At 28.6% G+C, this 25,408-nt stretch carries 13 protein-coding genes; 1 reads left to right on the top strand and 12 read right to left on the bottom strand.

Features of this window, described 5'->3' with window-relative positions; translation table 11 throughout:
• Window positions 1-46 precede the first annotated feature (46 nt).
• The 12 genes from OIO11_RS02880 to OIO11_RS02815 all read right to left on the bottom strand — a co-directional run bounded on the left by OIO11_RS02880 (window position 47) and on the right by OIO11_RS02815 (window position 20,848).
• Window positions 47-1,483 carry a PcfJ domain-containing protein gene (locus OIO11_RS02880; RefSeq protein WP_268069850.1) on the bottom strand — a complete coding sequence of 479 codons (1,437 nt, stop codon included), beginning with the start codon at window positions 1,481-1,483 and terminating at the stop codon, window positions 47-49.
• Between the two features lie 210 nt (window positions 1,484-1,693).
• Entirely contained in the window at window positions 1,694-3,721 is a 2,028-nt protein-coding gene (locus OIO11_RS02875) for a methyl-accepting chemotaxis protein (RefSeq protein ID WP_268069849.1), read from the bottom strand.
• Between the two features lie 626 nt (window positions 3,722-4,347).
• Window positions 4,348-4,551 carry a hypothetical protein gene (locus OIO11_RS02870; RefSeq protein WP_268069848.1) on the bottom strand — a complete coding sequence of 68 codons (204 nt, stop codon included), beginning with the start codon at window positions 4,549-4,551 and terminating at the stop codon, window positions 4,348-4,350.
• A gap of 30 nt (window positions 4,552-4,581) precedes the next feature.
• Window positions 4,582-6,522 carry a serine hydrolase domain-containing protein gene (locus tag OIO11_RS02865; RefSeq protein ID WP_268069847.1) on the bottom strand — a complete coding sequence of 647 codons (1,941 nt, stop codon included), beginning with the start codon at window positions 6,520-6,522 and terminating at the stop codon, window positions 4,582-4,584.
• 89 nt (window positions 6,523-6,611) lie between these two features.
• Window positions 6,612-7,712, bottom strand: a complete 1,101-nt coding sequence (locus OIO11_RS02860; protein WP_268069845.1) for a sensor histidine kinase — start codon at window positions 7,710-7,712, stop codon at window positions 6,612-6,614.
• Window positions 7,702-8,403, bottom strand: a complete 702-nt coding sequence (locus OIO11_RS02855; RefSeq protein ID WP_268069844.1) for a response regulator transcription factor — start codon at window positions 8,401-8,403, stop codon at window positions 7,702-7,704. Before OIO11_RS02855 ends, OIO11_RS02860 begins: the two co-directional genes overlap by 11 nt.
• 245 nt (window positions 8,404-8,648) lie before the next feature.
• A complete protein-coding gene (locus tag OIO11_RS02850) occupies window positions 8,649-11,321 on the bottom strand; it encodes an NPCBM/NEW2 domain-containing protein (RefSeq protein WP_268069843.1) in 2,673 nt (890 codons plus the stop codon).
• 10 nt (window positions 11,322-11,331) lie between these two features.
• Window positions 11,332-11,880 carry a hypothetical protein gene (locus OIO11_RS02845; RefSeq protein WP_268069842.1) on the bottom strand — a complete coding sequence of 183 codons (549 nt, stop codon included), beginning with the start codon at window positions 11,878-11,880 and terminating at the stop codon, window positions 11,332-11,334.
• 19 nt (window positions 11,881-11,899) lie between these two features.
• A complete protein-coding gene (locus OIO11_RS17105; RefSeq protein WP_326497910.1) occupies window positions 11,900-16,018 on the bottom strand; it encodes a collagenase in 4,119 nt (1,372 codons plus the stop codon).
• A 296-nt stretch (window positions 16,019-16,314) separates the two neighbouring features.
• On the bottom strand, window positions 16,315-17,112 hold the full coding sequence (locus OIO11_RS02825) for a prepilin peptidase (protein ID WP_268069841.1): 798 nt from the start codon (window positions 17,110-17,112) through the stop codon (window positions 16,315-16,317).
• A gap of 130 nt (window positions 17,113-17,242) precedes the next feature.
• Window positions 17,243-19,993: an ATP-binding protein gene (locus tag OIO11_RS02820; protein ID WP_268069840.1), complete on the bottom strand. Its 2,751-nt coding sequence runs from the start codon at window positions 19,991-19,993 to the stop codon at window positions 17,243-17,245.
• Window positions 19,994-20,074: 81 nt separating this feature from the next.
• Entirely contained in the window at window positions 20,075-20,848 is a 774-nt protein-coding gene (locus OIO11_RS02815; RefSeq protein ID WP_268069839.1) for a Na-translocating system protein MpsC family protein, read from the bottom strand.
• Between the two features lie 556 nt (window positions 20,849-21,404).
• Between OIO11_RS02815 and OIO11_RS02810 the strand changes: the two genes are divergently transcribed.
• Window positions 21,405-25,361, top strand: coding sequence for an NPCBM/NEW2 domain-containing protein (locus OIO11_RS02810; RefSeq protein WP_268069838.1), 3,957 nt, complete (start codon window positions 21,405-21,407; stop codon window positions 25,359-25,361).
• Window positions 25,362-25,408 lie beyond the last annotated feature (47 nt).

Below are 25,408 nucleotides of genomic sequence, written 5' to 3'. Positions count from 1 at the left end.
GCGATGACTGTTTAATTATTTTTGACAATAATCACATAATTTTTATTTATATATTACTTGCAATACGCCAATTATTTTTCAAAGCTAATTCACCTAAGTAAGCTGAAGTTTCTGAATCTATACTGCTATTAGCAAAGCCTTTAGCTTGTACTATTCTATCTCTTTTTAATTCCACTGTTACAAAGGTTTTCTCCAAATTCTCTCTCTTTCTTATAGCAATTATTGCAATTTCAGACTTTGCTACCCTTGATATATAACTTAAAACACAATTTCTTTGTCCTTCTCCTTCATATCTAAAATCCTCTATTGTAGCCAAAACCTTCGCAAAATATGTATCACCAACCTGCTTTATTTTTAAACTTTCAGCAACTTCTTTAAGACACTTAGCATCAATGTCCTTTTTTACTATCATATATTGTTCCTGCAGTCTGTCATGTCTAGCCTTTAGATTTTTACTATACGGTCTAAAATCAACCTCTAAATCCCTGCTCATTCTAAAAGCATCATCTAGAAACATAAGTACTGTACTTATACTTAGCCGTTCCTCTTTACAAATAGCTTTTACATACCTGATTAGATTTTCTGAACTATATCCATTATTAAGTAAACTTCTAAGTCTACCTAAATCCTCAACAATAAAAATAGACTCCTCATCCATAATAAGTACTTTAAACTCTGAAAAATTTCTATCACACAAAAAATCTTGAATCATAGATATCTTTGATACAGAATATTTTTTATCAGCTATAAGCTTAATAACTTTTTTAGGTATTCTTAAAGCTTCACTAATATTAGTTGCACTACAATTAATATCTAAAGAACGTTTTATAATATCCCTACTAAAAACAGGATTTGTATTTATTAAATAGCTTAAACCTGATTTAACAAAAAGCTCTACAAAATATTCTGTAAATAACGTTCTAAAAAACTCTTCATAATTAAACATGTTTTCAAACTTACAAAACTCCTGAAATAGCTCACCATAATTAGGCTTAATATTATGCTTTATACATATCTCCTTTAAGCTATCTATAAACCTTTGAAATTGAATTACACCAAAGCTATTGAAAAAGCTTTTATTTTTAGTAGTAATTTTATTTGTAGTACAATTAAAATAGTAGAAATCCAAGGTTTTATTACCATTATTTACCCTTAAATCAAAAAATAGTTGTTCTGTAAATCTTTTAATATTCTTATCTATAATACATTTATTATCTAAATCTACCTGAACAAAAAATACGTCTTTAGTGATTATGAAGACTTCTCCATAAGAATAGCTGTATTCCTCAAGAACCTTTATTTCATCATCATTAGCTAATAAATAATGCTCTCCACAACTACACTTTAAGCTTTCCCCTACATCACCATATTCTAAATCTAAAAGGCTTAATGACTTTCCACAACAACACTTATAATTTCCATCATAAATATTAGTTATTAACTTAAAATTTTTTATTAAATTCAATTTTTCGATAGTTTCCATAAAACCACACAACTCTCCTTAATTTTCCGATATTGTATATAAATATATTTTATCATAGAATTACAAATAATGATTGTTTTTTACATAAGTTGAATAATTTTTCATTATCTTAGGAGTTCTAGCAATACTGCCATATAATATAACCCAAATAGCAAAACCTTCTTAAGAATTTTTATTCTAAATTCTTAAGAAGTTTCTTTTCTAAATTTACTATTCGATATTAAATTTTTTAATAACTTCTGATAGCTGTTCTGCACTTGTTACATTTTTTCTAGCATCATCTAATATTAAACTATGATTTTCATTAACCTCACTTACATTTTCAGCAATTTCTTCAGAAGCGTTTGCTACTTCTGTTACTGAAGATGCTATATCTTCCATTCCCTTAGCCATCTGATCCATAGAAATTGCTATATTTTCAGATATTTGTGCAAAATTTTCTATAATATTCTTAACAATAGTACCATCCTGTTTATATTGAACGCTAACATCTATAAGTTTTTCATAATCTTTCAGTACATCTTTTTCTAAAAGTTTTAATACAAATTCTGAAGAATTAGAAAGTTCATTTACTGCATTTAATACTTTTTTTACATTAACTTGAATTCCCTCAACTGCCTGTGAAGATTGTTCTGCTAATTTTCTGACTTCTTCTGCTACAACTGCGAATCCCCTTCCCTGCTCTCCTGCTCTTGCTGCTTCAATAGCAGCATTAAGAGCTAGTAAATTTGTTTTTTGTGAAATTTCAAGAATACTATCAGCCATTTCTGATATATTTTCAACAACCTTTGCATCTTGTATAGCTTTCTCTAATTTTTCTTTAGAATCCTCATATATCCCTTCTACATGTTCCATTGCCCTTGATGCATCTTCATTAATATTTTCTGCTTTTTTCTGTATATTTAAAGCTAAATCCAATCCTTCCTTAGCTTTTTCTGCTGTACTGCTTACATCTTCTTTTATAGCTACTGTCATAGAAGCTGCTTCTTCAACCCCTGCTGAAGACTGCTGCATACTTTCAGAAATTTCTTCTGTAAATGCAGTTACCTGCTGAACTTGTTGATTTACTTTTTCAAACATTTGTTTTATTTCATCACTACTTTCTAATATAGTATAGCTTTCATCTTTTACACTGCTTATAGTTTCATTCAAAACAATACATGCATTATTCAAAGCTTCAGCTGTTTGTCCAAATTCATCTTTTCTTTTTATACTATTCTTATAAGACAAATTACCTCCTGCTATTTGCTCAGCATGTTCTTTCATTTTAATAAGAGGGTCCTTTATATTTTTAGAAATAAATTTTCCTACTATCATTCCTAAAATAATGAAAATAACAGTTACAAGTATTTGAACTTTTTCCAGCATATATACCTTGCTAAATAGTCTTGTCTTATCACTGGCTAAACCTATAAACCACTCTGTATTAGGTATAGGTGTATATGCCATAAATTTCTCTATTCCTTTATAAGAATATGTCCCAAATCCACTTTCTCCAGCAATCATTTTCTTTTCTAATTCTACAAATGGTTTTAATTCAGTATTATTTTCTGAATCTTTTATGTCATTAGTTTTATTTAAAACTAAGTTTATATCATTATTCGCTATATAATTTCCATTTTTGTCAAGTATAAATATAAGTTCCCCTTCTCCCGATTTCATATCCATTACCATATCATTTATATATTTTATATCTATACTTCCCATTAAAGCACCTTTTAATTTTCCCCCTTCATCCTTAATAGGAACACATAAATTTATAACAGGGCTATTATCAAATTTACTAGATACAACATCTGTAATAAACCTATTTCCTTCAATTATTTTATGGTAATAAGCAGTATCAGAAATATTTACGACAGAATCATCATCCATGTTATATACATTTCCATTCAAATCTGCAATTTGAAACCTTTTAAATCCCCACTTTTCAGCTTCTTCTCCTAGTTGGTACTTTTGTTCATTTAAATTCATAGATTTTATTTCTTCCCAATTTACAATAATATCCATTCTATCTAATTTATCCTGTACCTCTTTTGATAAATTTTTTGCTGCATATTTTGTTCTGGATTCAAGCTGCTTTTTTATACTTTCTGTTAATGCGCTTGATGCACTTTTATAAGATATTATTCCTATAATACTGCAACTTACAATAATAAGTACGAGTATCTGTATAAGTATTTTAGATCCAACACTATTAAAAATATCCCCTCTTTTTAATTTTAATCTAAATTTCATATTAAACGCTCCCTTCTTTTGTATCATTAATTTTTCTTTTGTAAATTTATAATTTTAAAGTATTCTAATTTTTTGTTCGTAATTTTCACAAATCCTTAAATTATAATCATCTTTGGAATAATTTTTTAATATTTTATTGTGTAAAACTATTTCTAAATCTATGCTTTCATTTTTTATAACCTTAAAATCATCCTTTTTAAATATGTTAGTTCTCTCATCTCCTTACTTTCCTTAATTCTTTTTAAGTGCTATACATAAATAAAAAGCCAACGTAATCAGTTTAAATTGCTTATAAATTATATAATGCATTAAAAACTAATTACATTGGCTTATATTTAGCAGAATAGATTCTATTCTCTATTTATCATACCAATAATATTATTTATTTTATATATATCACATTTCACATTCAATTTCTTTATATTGATACATCTTTAGCCAAATAAACACTTATTCTCTATCAATTCACCAATATATTAAAATTAGACCTATTACAGTTTAATTTTATATCATATTATTAATTTCTTCAATTTACATTTAATAGTATATTTAGTTATAATTTATTATTTATCGATATTTTTCAACTTTTTATTTGAATTCCTATATGTTTTCATTTATTTTCTATCCTAAAAATAAAAATCAAGTCTTTCTTTTCCATACCCAAAGTCAACTATACTATCATTTTCCTTTAACTTATAATCTTTAAACAAGGTTTCTAAAGCATCATAAAAAGTTGATTCATATTTATTATAATGAAAGGAGTCATAAACTCCCTTTTGATCTCCTGATGTTTTTATGTTAAGATTTTTTTCAAAATGTTCATCACTCATAATTTTTTCTCCTAAGTATGTTAATGTGAATTAGTATTTAAACCCAAGTAGGTTTAAATTATATAAAAATAATACGAAAGCGTATATATTAAGCAAGCTAAAAGAACCGAAAATTTTATAGGAAAGTTTGTTTTTTTCTTTCTTAATGCTTAATACAAATATAATACCACTTCCTACTGCTAAAATTGTTGAAACTATTAAAAGAATTGAAGAAACTTTCATATACCAAGTTACACTATAATACATATCAAAGGATATTATCCAGTATAGTACTCCAGCTAATGCTATTATATTTATCAAGCTTATAGTAAAAATCATTAATTTAAATGTTTTACTGCTGCCAATTGTAAAAAACTCAATTTCTTGATGATTATAAAAAACTTTCCTCTTACACAAATTTTTTAATAATAAAAATAAATTCTTTAGTACCTGAAATATGAAAAATACTGCTACAATTATAAATACTGCTAAGTTCAATTTATAATTGTCTTTAAACTCTACCCTTTCAAAGCTATCATAAGGTGCATTATTTAAAAAAACATATTTAACTTTGCCCTTCTCTTCTCTGAAGGCAACTAAATCATTATTATCAGCTCTTCTGAAAAGATTGTTTGAAGTCTTTATCAAAGCCACATCTTCCTTTTGCTTCAAATGACTTATTCCATGATAAATCAGTGTACTCTTGTTTCTATCATAGTCAATTTGTACATCCTCATTTTCATCAATTGCTCCCAAAAAGCTCATGAATTTGGAAAAATTACTTTTCGCACTGTCATGGTAAGATCTATAAGTACCTATATATTTAGCAGCATCATCAGAGTTCATTGTACTATTACTATAAGCTTTAGTAGTATTATCGGGATAAAACTTATTAAAAAAAGAATTTTCTATATTTAGTATAGCATGAGCTGCTACCGTTAAATTATTTGATACTATGTACATTCCAAGGTTTTCTTCTGGATAAAGCAACATGTCACCAAAATATCCTATTGCAAATGCTCCCTCATGACCTATAATTCTTCTTCCATTGAAATTTTTTTCCCAAAATCCATAGCCAATTCCTATTAAGTTATTATTATTTGCAAAGTGATGCTCATGCATTAATTTTGCTGTCTCTTCCTTTAACATTTTTTGATTTTTATATACTCCATTTTGCAGATGTGCTATCATAAATTTCCCCATATCTGCTGGTGTTGAATTTATTCCACCAGCTGGATTATCATTGTAGTAATAATACTCACTTGAAGCTAATGAATCATAGTTTTTCGCCATATTATTTATGGGTAATGCTACCTTACTATTTTTCATATCTAAAACATTGAAAATATTTTTTTGTATATATTCTTCATATTTTATTCCAGATACATTTTCTATAATATTTCCTAATAAATCTATACCTATGTTACTGTATAAACATATTTTTCCTGGTTCTGTTACAACAACTGGAGGATGCTTTTTTAAAAATTGAGATAAATTTATCATATCTTTATCAGTTTTTGCTGCACCATATGGAGTTGTGGCTTCATCTATCCCTGAAGTATGTGTAAGTAAATTTTCCACAGTTACTTTTTTGATGAATTTATTTTGAATTTTGATATCTTTTAAATACTTATTTGCATCTTCTTTCAGATCAATTTTCCCCTGTTCATAAAGATGCATAATTGCAGTTTCTGTAAAAAGCTTTGATATAGAGCCTATTCTGTAAACAGTAATATGTGCATCAGCTTTGATTTTATTTTCAATGTCCGCATATCCTAAGGCATTTTCATAAATCACTTGTCCATCTTTAACAACTACTATACTTAAACTTGGAAGCTTATATTTTTCAAAGTTTTCTTTTATTGTTTTTTTTAAGAATACTTTTAACTCTGAACTATTCACTTCCTTAGCAGATACAGTACAAGATTTTAAAAAATTTATAAATACAAAAACAGAAATTAAAAAAAATAAGAATTTATTAATATGTTTCATGGATAACCCTCCTAAACTTAACTTTAAGATAAGTTTAGAAAAAACATCTTACAAAACATTTAATAAATTCTTACGAAAACCTTACAATTTTATATACAAGCTGGTAATAATACTTCAAAGCTTGTCTCAGCATCATTACTAGTTACCTTAATATTTCCTTTATGGACTTCAACAATACTTTTAGCTATGGCAAGTCCCATACCTTTGCCTCCAGTATTAGTATTTCTTGACTTTTCACTTCTATAAAACCTTTCAAAAATATAAGATTGATCTTCTATTGGTATTTTATTTCCATAATTTATTATTTTTACAGAAACCATGTTATCTATCAGCATAATTTTAATATTAATCTTTTTCCCTTTCTTTCCATAAAAAATACTGTTATTTATTATATTTTCAAAGAGTCTTACTATTAAGCTTATATCTCCATTAATAAATATTTTTTCATCAGGTGACTTAATGTTAAAAGACATTTCAGCCTTTTCAAGAGTTGGTATAAAACCAACTATCACCTGTTCTACTACATCTTTTATACTTATAGATTCTTTTTTTAGGTTAATTCCTTTAAAATTAATACTTGTATATTCAAGTAAATCTTCTATTAAGTTTCTCAATTCATCACATTTTTTTAATATAATATCTATACAATTATTGTATACTTCGCTATCTTTATATTCTAATTTTTTCATAAGTTCCACATAACCTATTACTGATGTTAAAGGAGTTCTTAGGTCGTGAGAAATATTGCTTATCATATCATTTTTAACTTTTTCATTTTCTCGCTGTTTTTTAATTAAATCCTCTAATTTACGAGACATAATATTGATATTGTTTGCTATTTGACCAATTTCATCATTTGTAGTTACTGGAATAGTAATATTAAAATTTCCTTCTGAAATTAACGTAATATTTTTATTTATATCATTCATCTGATAAATCATTTTTCTTGTGAATATATAAAAAAATACAGTTGTTATTAAAACAAAAATAAGAAAGAATGCAATTAGAATATATGCATTTTGATTCACATGTTTATTAGACCATTCACCCCAATTAGAATAATCAACGTTATACTCTACTTTTAAAAATTCAAATAATAAAAAAATAGTTAAAATAACTGATACTAAAATACTAAGTACAAAAGATTTTAATATTTTAAATTGAATTCCTTTAAATAAACTAATTTTCAATTTTATATCCAACTCCCCAAACAGTTTTTATAATTTTAGGTTCTCTAGGGTTTTCTTCTATTTTTTCTCTAATTCTAGCAATATGAACCATTATTGTATTATTTCCTTGAAAATATTTTTCCTTCCATACCCTTTCAAATATTTCTTCCATAGGAAAAACTCTGCTTGGATTTTCAGCCATAAGTAATACAATTTCGTATTCAGTTTTTGTTAAGTTAACTTCTTTTCCATATACTTTGACTTTAAGAGTTTCTTTATTGATTTGTAGTCCACTAATGTTTATTAAATATTCCTCTGAGTTTTCTTTATCACTATTGTTTAGATAAATATATCTTCGCAGCTGTGCTTTTACTCTTGCAATAAGCTCCACAGTACTAAAAGGTTTTATTACATAATCATCTGCACCAGCAGTTAGCCCTATAACTTTATCTATTTCAGAAGATTTAGCACTCAATATTATGATTGGAATGTTTTTTGTCATTCGTACTCTTCTGCAAACTTCCATGCCGTCAATTTCAGGCATCATTACATCAAGAAGTATTAACTGAATATCATTATTTTCTACTAAATGAAGGGCTTCATTTCCATCATATGCTTTTAAAATATCGTACCCTTCATTTTTTAAGTTGAAATCAATTAAATTAATGATTTCTTTATCATCATCTACTATAAGAATTTTTTCATTGCTCATAATAAGTTACCCCATTTATATTGAAAGTTTATATCTTATATTAGCATAAAATTACAAATAATGATTATTTTTCACACAATTTAAAAAACTAAAAAAGATACCGCTTCTCACCTACTAAAAAAACTTCTTAAGAATTTTTATTCTAAAATTCTTAAGAAGTTTTAGTCTACAAACACTCTAGTGCCTGTTGTCTTGTTTCATTAAGTTTTTATATTTTCACTAATAATCCTTTTTATAACTATAATTTATTCAGCGTCATTACTTACATTAACAGTATATGAAGAATTATCTCCAGAATACTTGTAAACATATAAATAATATCTTCCTGGTTCCGCTTGATATGAACCTGTTAATTCTCCTTTATTGTCTTGTGCATAAGTAACATACTTATCAAGATTTGATTCATGGTATAAAAGCCAGTTTAGTCCTGATTTTCCATCATTATTAACTTTAATATCTATCTTGCCAGGTGATGTTACATCAAAGTAATAGACATCTCTATCATCAGTTTTGCTAAAACTAGCTGATAATTTATTATTCATAGATATATGATTTGCATTTTCAAAAGTATCATTTGATTCTTTTTCAGCAGTCAAAGTACCGTTTGTTTTAGAAGGTTTCAATACTCTAGCTTCAGCCCAATCTGCATGGTCATAGTCTATACCATCACTTTCTCCAGAAACGATAAGCTTAAGTTCATTAATATCTTTTACATCAATATCTACGTGCTGAGCCTTATCATTTCCTGTTACCTTTGGACTTTCATAAAGAAGATTTCCATCACCAAATACCTTAAATACTACTGAACCATTTAAACCAACTTCATCATCTATTCCTACATCTGATATGAATCTTGAGTATTTACCATCTAATGTGTAAATAATTTCACTATCAGCATGAGTTCCTATTCCTTTCTCATATTTCTTACCATCAAGTGTTATTGCATTTTTATTAATACTTATATCTTTTCCAATTTGTCCCCAACCTGCATTTGCTGATTGCCAGTTTAAGTCAGAAAGATATACTTGATTATCATCTGCAGTTATTTCGTCATCTCCAGTTGTTTTATTATCTATTATGATACTTCTTCTTACTTCATCTACCTTTTCATCTACGCCTACTGCTCTTACTGTTAGAGTATGATTTCCATTTGCAAATCTTTTTGTATCTAACATATATGAATAATTTGCATTATCAAGAGAATAGTCTTTTAATTGTTCAGTTAAATCTTCTCTTGAACTTTGCTTAGCTGCTCCTACAAAGATATCATCTACAAATATTTCTACTCTTGATATATCTTTTCCATATACATACCAACCCTTAATTTCTTGAGCATCTTTCATAGCTTGTCCATCTCTTATTGTCTCAATATCTCCTTTAAATGGAAGTTCCTTAATCTGTTCACCTGGAAGTCTAACATCAAAAGAAACATCATCCCCTGATACTACAACATTTTCAATTTTTAAGCCACTATCTGTACCATCTGAATAGAATATTGGATTTTCTGTTCCTCCCAAACTATCTCTTCCTGCTTTGTCACTTAAATTTGCATTCCATAACCATCCATCTTTTCTATAAACATATACTTCATCTCCTCCATTATTAACTCCATTATATCTAGTATTTACTCTATATATAATCAAACCTGTATCTGGTATTGATGCATCATAAAAATCTCCTTTATTTCTAAATTCAACCATAAAATACTCATCTGATTTTCCAGGAAGTTTTATCATATAGCTATTATTATCTGAGGAAGTAACAGGTTTTAGTGTATACCTTCCACTTTTTTTGATTTCAGGTATATCATTAATCCACTTACCATATTTATATTTCATATGTGCATCCATCTGCTGAGGAGTACGTCCAGTTGATGCCATTATATCCCATGCACCTACTGGAGCGATATTTCTATTAGTATAACTATATAAATCTGGTGCTCCTAAAGTATGAAACATTTCATGACATAAGGTTGAAACATCCATCATACTCTCCAATTGGAAATTATAATTCCACACTCTTTTTCCATTAATCTCTTCGTGTTGTGTGTATAAGCACCACATATGCGGCCATAGCAGTGAGGACCATCCTTCGTTCTGTCCTTTTACTACAAAGCATATATTATCTACCTTACCATCATTATCAAAATCCAAATCTAAATCTTTTGGTATTTGATCCTTAACATAATCAATAGCATTTTTAACTAAAGTTTGTTCTCTTTGCGTTTTTTCAAATCCAGGATTAGCATAATATGATCTTGGATGAGTATCAGTATATGTTAATACTGTATTTCCTTGTGGTCTTGGGTAAAAAGTAGTCTCTATATCAAGCTTGTTATATGACGCTTCTCTATAGTAGTTTCTTAATGAATATACCCCTCGTCTAGTGCTGTTGAATTTTTCATCATATGAATTAAAGTTTTGAAAATCCTCTTGGTCACTAAATTTTATAAATATAACAATGTTATTTATCTTTCCACTTCTCTGAGATAAGTTTTTAAGCTTAGGCTGTAATTGCTGTGGAAACATTTCTTCTTTAGCCTTCTCTATTTCTTCTGTTGGTATCTTAATATCTGGTTTTTTTAACTCATTCTCATTTAAAGCTTTACTATTTACTCTTTTCATATCATATGAAGTAACATTGTATTTAGTTGGTTCTATTTTATCATCTACATATTTTGCATAGGTATAGTAACCTGTTTTTGGGTCTTTTATTATTATTTTACCCTCTGCATCGTGATAGTAATTAAAAAATTCATCTCCACTGGCATAACAATTAATTACATCTCCATTAGGTTGAACTAATTTTACAGGAGCATAACTTAAAGGTGCTGCCTGTGCTCCTATTCCTGTACCTAAAAAAATACTTAAATTAACTAATGTTCCTACTATGATTTTCTTAATTTTTGATTTATTCATTTTCTTCCTCCTACTTGTTCAATTTTAGCTTGTACACTTTTTTCATTTTTACATGTATATCAGTATCTTTTTCTTCTAAAAAAGACTCTACTACCTGTTTAAGTTCTTCTAAATCCTTATCACTGCATTTTGTCATGACTAATTCGGTGATTTCATTTCTTAATTTGTCATGTAGATGTTTTTCTTTTGCAATATTAATTTGTTTTACAGGCAATATACTCTCCGGATTATTTCCCGGTACATATTTACTATTTATTTTTTTCACTTCTTGTGATGTAACGATATTATCTGTAGGTTTAAAATCATCTTTCTCAAATTTTGCATATGTGTAATATCCTGTGTCTGGATTTTTAATTATTAATTTTCCCTCACCATCATGGTAATAATTAAAAATTTCATCTCCACTTACAAAGCATTCTATTACATCCCCATTGGGTTGAGTTAGTTTTACGGGCATAAAACTTTGTGGAGCTGCCACAGCAACTTGTCCACTGTAGAAAAAAATAGCAATAATAAACAATACTACTGATATGCCTTTTGTTAAAAATAGCTTATTCATTTTCTCCTCCTCATACTATTTAATTTTTATTTAAGTCTCCCTTTACATCAACAGTATATGAAGCTGCATCACCCTCATACATATATGCTTTCAAGTAGTATCTGCCTGGTTTTGCATGATATTTTCCTTTTAATTCATCAGTACCCTCTTGAGCATATGCAACATGATTATCATGATCTGATTCACTGTAAAGAAGCCAGTTCATTTTTGAATTGCTATTGTTTTTTACTGTAATATCTATATCTCCTTCTGATTTAACATCAAAATAGAATATATCCTTATTATCATCTTTATTTAAATTACCTGACACTCTTACATCAGAAACTATAGCTCCATTTGCCTTTTCAAAAGAGTTGTTTGGTTCACTCTCTACTTTTATAAAGTTTTCATTTGAGCTAGTATCAGCAGTTCCAATATCTCCACTTACATCAACAGTATATGAAGCTGTATCGCCCTCATACATATATGCTTTCAAGTAGTATCTGCCTGGTTTTGCATGATATTTTCCTTTTAATTCATCAGTACCCTCTTGAGCATATGCAACATGATTATCATGATCTGATTCCCTGTAAAGAAGCCAGTTCATTTTTGAATTACCATTGTTTTTTACTGTAATATCTATATCCCCTTCTGATTTAACATCAAAATAGAACATATCTATATTATCATCTTTATTTAAATTACCTGACACACTTACATCAGAAACTATTGCTCCATTTGCCTTATCAAAGGAGTTATTTGGTTCACTCTCTGCATTTATATAATCTTTAGTCGCATTTCCATTATTTAGTTTATTCACAATTACTTTTAGAACCGCTTTTAAATCTGTTCCTTCAATGGTTCCTTCTAAGCTATATTCACCAACTTTACTTGCGTCTACTGTGTCATTCCATGTAACAGCCATATCTTGTACACTTCCATCATTCATGGTTGCCTTTATAGTTGCTGGAAGAGTATATTGTTCCCCAACCTTCAATTCCAAATCTTGTAATTGTTCTAAACTTACTATAGTATTAATTTTCTCAGCAGTTTGAATAGGTCCATTAACATTAATTGTATATTCATGTTCTGAATAATTTTCTTTTTTATCTGGATAGTGATATACAGTTAAATAGTATCTGCCTGGTTGCACTGTAAAAGAACCTTTTAATTGTGAACCATGAGTTTTTGCATCAGCATAAGGTTTTTTCAAATCAGATTCTTTATTTACATACCAATGAATATTGTCATCACCTTTGTTATTAATTGTTATATTCACCTCTCCATCTGATAAAACATCAAAATAGAAATGATCTGTAGAATCTTGTTCATCAAGCTTAGCTGTAACATCAATATCATTAAATATTGGTCCATTTGCATCTTTATAATCATCGTCACGATCATTAGGTTCACTTTCTGTAAGAAGATAGTCAGTTAACACCGCAGTAGTACTTGTTGAACTAGTTGCTGCGTCACTATCTTTTACTGTAAGCTTCACAGTATAGTTGCCACCTTTAGAATATACATGTTCTGGATTAGCTTCCGTACTTGTTGTTCCATCACCAAAATCCCATAAATAAGATACTATTGAACCATCTTCATCAACAGAATCCTTACTACTGAATTTCACTACTTTTCCTGTAATACCTTTACATTCTCCAGATATTTTTGCTGTAGGTACTTTGTTATTAAGGTCCTTAATCAACACTCCATTGAAAACAACATCATATTGGAAATGATAGTTGGAATCTAGTCTATAATTAGTAAAATAACATGTTAAAGTTTTATAACCGCTCCATGGATACTTTTCTAATGTTTTTAGGAAACCATTGGCTTTTTCGTTCATGTTCTTCCAATCAAGCTCTTTACCTTGATAGTAATTACCTGTATAAGTTCCTCTTAGAGTGAAAGTATTGAAGAACTCAGATCTATTTTCTTCCACTTTAACATTTGAAAGCGCTGCAACAGAAGTGATATCTGAATATACTTCCTGTGGATTTTTGTATGGATGTTTAACTAAATAATCATCAGATACTAAAGGTAATGTATAACTATGATAGTTTTCATATAGCTTCTGCATATATTTTTCATATTCTCTATTAAGATTTGCATCATTAGCTAATGTATCAACATACTTGTCAAAACCTTTTGAATCATTATTTTTTATATACTCAGCCAGTTTGTTAAATATATCTAAACGATTATGGTATAGATAGCTTCTAAATACATATCCATAGGTATATAAATCATTAGTAACAGATGTTGCATGAACAATCTGTGATATTTTAAATCTTTTTGAAGGGTCTTCCGGCAACTTACCTACCATAGTTTTTCTATCTACAATACTTGAAGTACGAGTGGAACCGGCTGTTAATTCTGCACCACCTTCTTCAAACCATGTCATTCTTCCACCTTGATAAATGCCTTGCCCCCAAAAACCTGGTACTGCATATCTGCTCTGTAAATAGTGAGTAAATTCATGACGGAAAAGCTCTTCCAAAGTATATATACTTTCATTAGGTGTTCTTTCCCAAGTATAGAAAGTACCTTCATTTTCTATATACATGCCACCATTATCCGTAGGAATTCCATTTAAAAATAAATTCATTTTATATTCTTTCGGAGAATTATAAATAATAGCTGTCAGTACATCATCCGGGTGCCCTTGGTCAAGTGCTCCATCTCTTCCATAAGATCTAAAGAATTGAGATTGTACTTCTTTGGATGCCCAGTAAAGCCTTTTTATTTTTTCTTCTGTAACTCTATCTCCAGCAATAACAACAAATTTTCCGTTATCAAAAGAGTATTTTTTAGGAAGCAATTTACTTTTTAGCTTATCTTTAATCTCTTTCATATCTATTTTATTGCCATAATAATCTACTCCGCCAAACTGTTCATCTATACTAGATATAGCTTGTAAATATGCTTCAGTTGTATTAGGATACATTTTTAAAGCTTCAGTTAATACATAATTACACTTTGAAGGATCAGAGTGATATGGTGATAATTTTCCTGTAATCCATATTCCATTATTTATTAAACTTGCACTTTGCTCACTAAAATCTCCCATGAGACCAAACTTACCTAAATAATCAATAAATTCATCAATTTTTCCATACCATTCAGTGTCTTTAGGTTGAATTTCTTTTGAATCAGTACGATTTTGATTTTTGTTAAATAAAGCTAAACCAATAGAATGGTTTACCCCAGCCATAAGGTTATAAACAGCAAACTCTTTTTCTTTGTGTTCATTATTACCTATATAGACATCTCTATTATCATAATATTCTTTTAAAATAGGTACACATTTATTAACTACATCTGCATTACAAGATGTTGAATCTATTAATCTTCCAATTGCCTTAATTACAGAAGCTTGTTCATTACTTTTTAATGTAAAATACTGATTGTTCTGAACAGCTGTTATTGCAGGTAAACATCTATCTTTTACTTCCTGCTTATTAAAATAATCAACTTCTTTATTATAGAATCCAACATAGTATCCTGTTCTTAATACTTCAATAATAGTTGGTAAACCTTTTGTATCTGTATCAGTATATTGTGCTCCTCTTTCACAAATGGCATCTCTAAGAGCTTGAACACGTTTTTCATCCTTATAAAAATCAAAAACCTCTTGTTTATATTCGCCAAACTCAGCCACTTTACCAATATACTTATTTCTAATTCTCCAATTAGCATTAAACTTATATTTATCAAGCTTTACTAAATAATTAATAAGATCATCATAATTTAACCTACTAAGCTCACTTATAGAATAATGAACAAGCTTATCAATTTCTTTTTCATCATCCATATTTCCTAGTGATGCTACTTGAGTAGATGTTAAAGCATTAAATTCTTCTGGTTGTATAGGCGGTTCAGGATTAGCATTCAAATTCTTCAAATCTTTTACATGTACAACATTTTTCAAGTCTTGTGTTGTTTTGGAAGTTCCATTAGATGCTTTTGTTGAAATTGAATTTAATGCATAACTTTTCACATCTACAGGTGAATTTTTTTTAGGAACTTGCATACCTAAAGATACGGTAGCAGAGTTAACTGTTAATAAAGTTGTAAGACATACAGACGCCACTAACTTATTTAATGAATCTTTTTTCTTGCAGCTGTAAACAGCATACGGTTGTTTGTTTTTTTTCATTTTTTCCTCCTTAAGTAAATAAAATATTTTTGAATTATATTTAAATAAAAGACCAGCACAAAAACTCTGTAAAAGTACCTGTATTTCAAGTACCTCCAGTGTTAATATGCTGGTCTATCTCTAGCTAAACTATTATTATCTATTAATCACACCACATAATATATTAAATTTTAAATTAATTTATTTCCTAATAATAAATATTATATACATTTTATCTTATTTTTTATGTAAATGTTATTTTTTATTTTTAAAATTATATATCGGATCATATGTTAATATTTTGTATAAGCATTTATCTAGTTTGCAGTAATTCTAAACCACCAACTTATTATTTCTTGTCCATATAAAATAGTAATATATGTACTTATTGATATAAATGGCCCAAATACTATCTTATCTTTTCTGGTATTAACCCCTATTAAAATTAAAATTATACTTATAACTACTGCAGATATGATTGATAAATATAATATAACAATGGTTTTTGTCCACCCTAAGAATAATCCAACAGGTGCCATAATTCTAACATCACCCATTCCTATTGCTTCATTTGTTTTGCTTATTAATGCACCAAAAAAAGATGCTATAAATAAAAATCCTGATCCAATGGCGGCTCCAAGCAGTGGATCCCACCAATACTCATCCAAATAAATACCTAGTGGATAAAAAGCATTATATATAACTACACAACCACCTGCTAATACACCTATGACAACTATACTATTGGGAATTATCATATGTTCACTCTCTATAAAAGCCATTACTATTAAAATAGAAGTCATAAACGCATAAATAAAAAATATAATACCTATATCATATTTAAAATACAAAATTTCAAACACTATTGTTGTCAATATCTCTACTATTGGATACATAAAGCTAATTTTATTTCCGCAATAACGACAACGGCCTTTCAATAATAAATAACTTAAGACAGGTATAAGATCCCAAGGCTTTAATTTTGTGCTGCAATTAGTACAGCGAGGTTCTGGAAAAATAATATACTCATTTCGAGGTATACGATATATACATACGTTTAAAAATGAACCTATAACTAATCCCATCAATGCTATAAATACAATTTCAATATTCATGTAACCCTATTCCTTTACTATACTATAATTTTAGATATTAATTCCTATTCCAGAGTATCATTTTATACTAATACCATATAAACTTTATAACTACCAGGTAAGTTAAGCTTCAAAATATATTGCATTTATTCTACTTATCACATTTGTACAACATAAGCATTTCTTCAAATTCTTTTATTTCATATAATATTTTTCTTGTAAACTCATTAACTTTTTCTGGTTTTGCTGACTCTATACATACATCTATTTCATTTAAACGTTTATATATACTAGTTAATTCAAAATTTAAAACAGCTCCTTTTAACTTATGAGTCCTTTCTTTTAATTCCTTAAAACTATTTAAGTTAGCCATATCAGCAAGCTCTTTCATTTGCTCTTCTGAAAACATATGTATTAATTTCTCTGATAATTCTAAAACCAGTTTTTTATCTCCATCTAAAATATTTTCAAATCTTTGAAGCTTTTGAAGTTTATCAATTTTGCTATAGTCTTGTTTTTTTTCTATATCTACAGCTTTGAAATTCTTTAAATCATTTAGTAAATTTAAATTTTTTAGTATTGAAAAATATAACTTTTTACTATCAACAGGTTTTGATAAATAATCACTCATGCCTAGACCTAGAAATTTTTCTTTATCCTCTATTAAGGCATGTGCTGTTAAAGCTATTATAGGTATATTTTTCCACTTCTTATTGTTTTTTATTATTTTCGCAGCTTCAATTCCATTCATAACTGGCATGGAGATGTCCATTAATATTATATCAAAATCTTCTTTTTCTAATATTTCAATTGCTTCTTTTCCATTTTGTACAATTTTACATGACCATCTATTAATATTGATTAATTTTTCCATTAATATTTGGTTTATTTGATTATCTTCTGCAACTAAAATTTTTATATTTTTATCTTTAGTATATTTATAATAGTCTTCAAGAATATATTCATCATTTTGTTTTTCCATAATTTCCTGGGACATATAATTCTTTATCTCTTTAAATAATATAAAAAAACTAAAAGTACTTCCTACATTCAATTTAGTATTTACAGTTATTTTTCCTCCCATTGCTTCTACTAATTGCTTAGTAATTGCAAGACCTAATCCTGTTCCTGAGTACTTCTTTTCGTGTGTTTCTTCTACTTGAGTAAAACTTTCAAAAATATTATCAATTTGTTCTTCTGGAATTCCTATACCTGTATCGATTACTTCAAATTTTAATAAAATTTCATCACTCAGGTTAAATTCCATATATTCTCTTTGAACTCTAACTATAATTTTGCCTTTCTCAGTAAATTTAAATGCATTTCCTATTAAGTTTATTAGGATTTGCTTTAACCTTAATTTGTCCCCTATTAAATATGTATTAATACCTTTATCAATATCATATTCTATATGAATATTTTTTTGATTCTTTTTTACAAAAAAAACATTCTTAATCTCATTAATTAATTGATAAAAATTAAAAGGCTTATATATAATTTTAAACTTTCCTGACTCAATTTTTGAAAAATCTAATATATCATTTATAATATCAAGTAAAATACTGGCTGCATCTTTAGCTGTATTCATCATTTTTACTTGCTCTTCATTTAATTCTGTCTTTAACATAAGATCTATTAAACCAATTATTCCATTCATGGGAGTTCTTATTTCATGACTCATATTTGCTAAAAACTGTGACTTAGCTCTGTTGGCTGCAGTTGCTTTTTTATTTGCTTCAATTATTTCTTTTCTTCTATTTTGTTTTTCTGTTATATCAACAATAAGTACTCCTGCTCCTATTATTTCGTCATTCTCCCTTAAACAAATATAATGTACATCCCAGTATTCTTTTTTACCTGTTATTTTTGATATCTCTATAATATCTTTAGATGAATTTCCTGAAAGAGCCTTTTCTAAATTTTTTATACTCAAATCTTTTAATCCATATAGTAGAATTTTTTCTTTATTCATATCTAATATATCTAAATGGTTCATTCCTAAACTTATATCTATACCAAGTATTTCTTTCCCTAAATTTTTATAGGATTCATTTATTAATAAATATCTATATGTCTTATCTACTACAAACAAGCTATATCCTTCTAAATTTTGAACTATTTCTTTTAATAAAATATTTATTTTTAATACATCTATTTCTACACCTATTTTTTCCGTTACATTTCTAACAGCAGCCTTTAATATCCTTTTCTCTTTATTTATTATTATTGCACCTATAATTGATACAATGATAATTTGTCCATCTTTTCTTCTTACATCAATTATTGTATTGATACTGTAAGAATGCTTTTTCTGACTGCAAAATTTTTTTAACCTACCTATTTGAATTTTACTAACTATATTAGTTAGTTTTATATCTTTTAATTCATCTTTACTATATCCTATAATTGACTCTACTTTACTATTAGCGGAAATTTCTTCTTTATCTATGTCATAAGAAAACGTACACTTATCTCCCTCATTGCTCAAAAGCACTATATTTCTAAGGGTTTTTTCATCTATATAATACTCATCTTTCATTAGTGTTGTTTTCTTAACTTGCATAGAATTTTTCATTTTATAACACATATATTTATTTATCTTTTGAAAAATACTTGTATATAAAATTATTCCAATTATATGTAGAATCATATGTTTTGTATTTATCATACTTGCAGTAATTTCATTATATTTTTTAAATATATAATATTCTGCAAATATACTTAAATACAATGCAAAAAATATATGCAGCAAAAATAAAATATTAGTTCTTTTTTTCAAATCACAAATTGTAATATTTTTCAAGTAAATTGTAAAAAATTCTGCAATTCTCCAAATTAACATTAAATTCAAGATTCCCAACAAAGCATAAGTTATATTGGTTATGTAAAAACCTATATCCATACTCCTTACTCCTTAAAACTTCAATTCTAAACTCATAGTTGAAACTAATACTTTAGTAATATTAGTACTTTTTTACCTCTTTTAATAAATTTTATAGGTTATCTCATCAATATTATTTAAAATATTCGCCTTAATTTTAGAAAGCTTTACTTTCCTATTCAATATTGTTTCAACTATATTTTCTAATTCTTTATACTTACTCTTATAAAAAATCCTTCTATTATATTCAACTAGAGTATGATTTTTCTCAACCTGAAGTAAAGATTTTTCCATGTTGGTTAATATATCATATATTTTAATTATAATCACATTTTCTTTTATGAAAATTTTAGTATCCTGAGGGCCTTTGCCTATATTAGTTTTGAAAAAACCTGAAATTTTAGCCTTAATCTTATTCTCAATTTGAACTTTTTCTTCTTTGCTAAACTCCAGCTTAATTTTAAGCTGATTTTCAATGCCTTTTCTGGAAGAGATTTTTTCAATAACTATTTCTATACCTCTGAACAATTCTTCTTTACTAATAGGCTTTATTAAGTATTTATCAATTCCGATATCTATACTCTCCAATATATAATTCACATCTCCAACCTCAGTATTAATAATAATTCCACATTCCTTATCAATTTCTCTTATTTTTTTAATCATAGTAATGCCATCTAAAACAGGCATTTTCAAATCAGTTATTACTATCTGAGGTCTATAAATTTGAAAAAGTTCTAACCCTTGTTCTCCATTTTTAGCTACAAACACTTCTCCAAATTTCTCCTTAAGCATTTTCTTAATCATAACTTTAGTTATTTCTTCGTCTTCCACAAATAATACTTTTAAGTTTTTCATTGTATTATTAACATCCATGCTACCTTTTCCCCCTGTAGTTTCTATACTGTTTTGTTGTTTATAGTTTTTATTACTTTATCAGCTGCTTTAATTATTTTTGTATATATTGCTTAAGTTATATTTCATTTCCACTTTTGGGGTATATTGTGTTTAAATTATACAGCGATTAATATTTTTTGTCAATTATAGTACTATTTTGAATATATTTGTGTATTTGTGTATTTGTATTAAAATATGGTTGTATATGGTGATTTGTTACATATTTTGTCTTATGTGTATTTTAACCTGTTTTTGAATTATTTTAAATATTTTTTTTAAAAAATTATTTATTATTTTAATTATTATGATATAATGTTGATGTTATTTTTTAATTTTTACCATTAAAAAATAATAAAAAAACAAAAATACTTGGTCAGATTAATAGAGAGTTTATTAAACTTAGCTTACAATAGACCAGCACAATTATATCTGTCTTATAAATTTTATTTATAGAGGCTGATATAACTGTGCTGTTTTTTGTTTGTTAAAAAATTTAAAATATTATTTAAACTTTATTTGAATAGGAGGCAATAATATGTTAAAAAAGTCTAAAATTTTACTTATTCTCGTACTAGCTAGTTCTATTACAGCTTTGCCGCTACAAACTTATGCTTATGAAAATAAAATAGAAAAGCATGCCGCAGATAGTACAATTGAAAAGTATACAGCCCAAAGAAAAATAGAACTAACTTCTGGTAACCAATTCCTGCAAGACTCATTTCAATGGGCTAAGGATAGAACTCTAAGTTTAGTAGTTCCTGCAAATGCATCGCAAGCAGATAATCCTTGGGTATTTCACGATAAAGACCCAAGAGTAACAGAACATTATCCTTTCAAAGAAACAAATCCTGGTTCAATATGGAAAACAGACCAACTGTTAAAAACATATGATCCATCTGTTGTTGGTAGTAATCCAAAGCCAACAGTTGAAAGCTACTGGGGTACATATGCTCATAATCCTGAGTCTTTAAATAAGCCTCAATGGGAGTGGAATGATGGAAGAGAATGTTTCTGCACAAGAGATATTTGCCATCAAGCTTTAGCCGGGCATCTGCTGGGTCTCGACAATGCTAACTGGTCAATGCTAAAACTTTTTGCAAAAGGTGCCAATGAAAATACTTCAAATCCCTACTGGCCAAAATGGTCATACGACTTTTTTGGTGACCCATATTATATGGATGCTGATTGGCGCGAACTGCCCGCTCCTCTTGAATTAGGAGAAAAGCTGTATGAACAGTACCTATGGACTGGTGATAGAAAATGGGTTGATGACCCTGATATATTCCAATATCACACAAACCTTCATACGAAATTTATGGAAAATCAAGATATAAATAATAATGGAATAGCTGATGAGACAAAACAGTTAGCTACTCTCTGGGAAGATAATTCAGACAAATTTATAGAAGCAGGTGACTCTGCAGGCTGCCAATACCAAGCTTTATTAGCTTACTCAAAGGTTCTTGAGGCTAGAGGAGATACGGCAAATGCTTCTAAATATCTTCAAAAGGCTAATAATTTAAGAGATAAGTTTAATAAAGAGTGGTATTCAAAAGATACTCAGAGATATATAAGAGGATTTAGAAAAGACGGAACTTATAGGGATAACTGGGGACATGAAGGAAGTTTCTTTATGCCTATGAAGGAAATTACAGATATGGGTCCTAGAAATGAAAAGTATCTTGATTTTATTTTAAAATCAGAATATGATAAGCAGCTAGGTACTGAGGCAAAAACATATCTGCCTGAAGTATTTTATAAATATGGTAGAAATGCTGCTGGCTGGCACTATCTTAAACAAAGCATGAAATCTAGAAATATCTATCCTGAAGTTGCATTTACATGTATATCAAATACAGTATGTGGAATGATGGGATTACAGGCTGATTCTCCAAACCATAGAGTAGCTACAATACCACGACTTACAAGTGAAGTTCCTTGGGTACAAATAGACAATATTCCTGTTGGAAACAATAGCTTAAAGTTAAGACATGATGGAACAAGGAAGTCAACTATGACAAATAATTCAGGTGATCAAATAACATGGGAAGCTCAATTCTATGGATTATATGAAAAACTTAATGTAAATGGAGAGCTTAAAACTGCACAAACTAAGAAACTTAACGGGCAAATTATAAGCTATGTTACAGTTACTCTTAATGCTGGTGATACTGCCACAATTGAAACTTCAAACAGTTCAGCAAATGGGTTAGGCTATGAGTACCTAAGTGATATCAACTGGAAATCTGTGAATGGTCAAGCCCAAAAAGATATAAGTGCTTCCAATAATAGTAATGGTATGCTTATGATAAATAGAATTGCATATAGCAAAGGAATTGGTGTACGTGCTGAAAGCTCTGGCAATACAATTATATACGATTTAAATAATCAATTTTCAAGATTTACAGCAGATATTGGTCTGGATGATGCTTCAAAAGGCCTTGGTTCAGTAGAATTTAAAGTACTGGCAGATGGAAAGGAAGTCTATAATAGTGGAATTATAAGCGGCAATAATATCCCTTCTAAATCAATAGATATAGATGTTACTGGTAAAAATCAACTTGAACTAGTAGTTACGGATGCAGGAGATGGCTCTGGAAATGACTATGCAGTATGGGGAAATGCAATGCTTCACAAAGGAAGAAGTCCACAAGATGAAACTGTAGAATCTGTTGCTTCTGCAATAAACTCTCTGCCAGAGTTAATTAAAAACTCGGAGAATTTAGTATTGCCTGAAGTTCCAGACGGCTTTACTATAAAAATTTATGATACAAGCAACCCAGCTTTAGTAAGCTTAAATGGAAGCATTACTTCTCCTGATGAAGAAGAACTAATTGGATTAGTATTTGAAATAACAAAACTATCAGATGGTTCCAAAGCAATAACAAAATACATAACAACGACAGTACCATCAAAGACAGCTAATACAGCAGTTTTAGCTGCTAAAAATATAAAATCCATTAAAGCTCCTGAAATAGGACAAAATAAATTAGTATTGCCTGACGTCCCTGAAGGATTTGAAATAAATATTGTAAATTCATCTAATACTTCTGTTATAAAGTTGGATGGTTCAATTATTCCTCCAGATGATTATGAAACAGTTACATTAGAGTTTGAAGTTAAAAAACTATCCGATGGCTCAACTGCTAAAACTGCACCTTTAAAAGTTGAGGTTCCATCTAACAAATATTCTTATTTAAGTAATATGAAATGGCAATCTGCAACTTCAGGCTTTGACGGTGTAAGAAAAGACAAGAGTGTTATGGGTAACACTTTAAAGCTTTCTGGAACAGAATATAAAAAAGGTCTTGGAACACACGCTAAAAGTGAAATAATCTATAACATAGATAAGAAATATTCTATTTTTAGTGCAGTTGTTGGAGTAGATGATGCACAGGCAGACTGTGGTTCAGTTCAATTTCACATATACGGTGATGGAAAATTGATTTACGAAACAGGTGTCTTAAAAGCTTCTAAAGATAACTCACAAAGAACAGAGAAAATAGATATTGATGTTAAGGATGTAACTGAACTTAAACTTGTGGTAACAGACGGTGGAGATGGTGTAGGTTCAGACCACGCTGACTGGGCAGATGCAAAGCTTTATCTTAATTCAGAAACCTCCGACCATGACAAAACAACTAAAGAAGTTGATATTGCTAATCTTCCATGGAAATCAGCTAAATCAGGTTGGGGCGATGTAAAACTAAACAAAAGCATCGATAACAATCCTTTAAAGATTAATGGTAAGAAATATGAAAAAGGTATAGGAACTCATGCAAATAGTGAAATTATTTATGAACTAAAAGGAAATTATGACAGATTCACTTCACTTGCAGGTATTGATAGTGAAATTGGGTCGAACGGTTCAGTAATCTTTAAAGTATTAGGGGATGGAAAGCTTCTATATGAGTCCTCAAAACTTACCGGAAAAGATAATGCAGATACGGTTGATGTGAGTATAAAAGGAATTAATGAACTTAAGCTTATTGTTGACGATGCTGGTGATGGTATAAGTTGTGACCACGCTGACTGGGTGGATACAAAACTAATATCATACTCACAAGGTAACAATGAGAAAACAAGTCTTTTGGACTTAAACTGGATAAGTGCTGCTGCTGACTGGGGAACAATCAATAAAAATAAAAGCATAGATAATAACCCTATAAAAATTAATGGTAAAACATATGATAAGGGAATAGGAACTCATGCAAACAGCGAAATAGTTTATGATTTAAATGGTAAATACAAAACTTTTGAATGTTTAGCTGGTATTGATGACGAAACAGAAAATGCGGGCTCAGTTGTATTTAAGATTTATGGAGATGATAATCTTCTATATGACAGTGGAATTGTTAAAGGCAGTGACGAAGGCAAAGAAATTAATGTTAATTTAAATGATGTAAAGCAGCTTAAGCTGGTTGTGGAAAATGGTGGAGATAATATCAGTTCTGATCATGCTGATTGGGTTAACCCTATTCTTACAAGATAATACTAAGATATAAGAACGTAGATAGATTTGAATTTACACAAATCTAT

Source organism: Clostridium sp. ZS2-4 (genome assembly GCF_026719745.1).
Classification (GTDB): Bacteria; Bacillota; Clostridia; order Clostridiales; family Clostridiaceae; genus Clostridium_H.
Note: the sequence above shows the minus strand (reverse complement) of the source record. Positions and strands in the feature narration are given on the sequence as shown.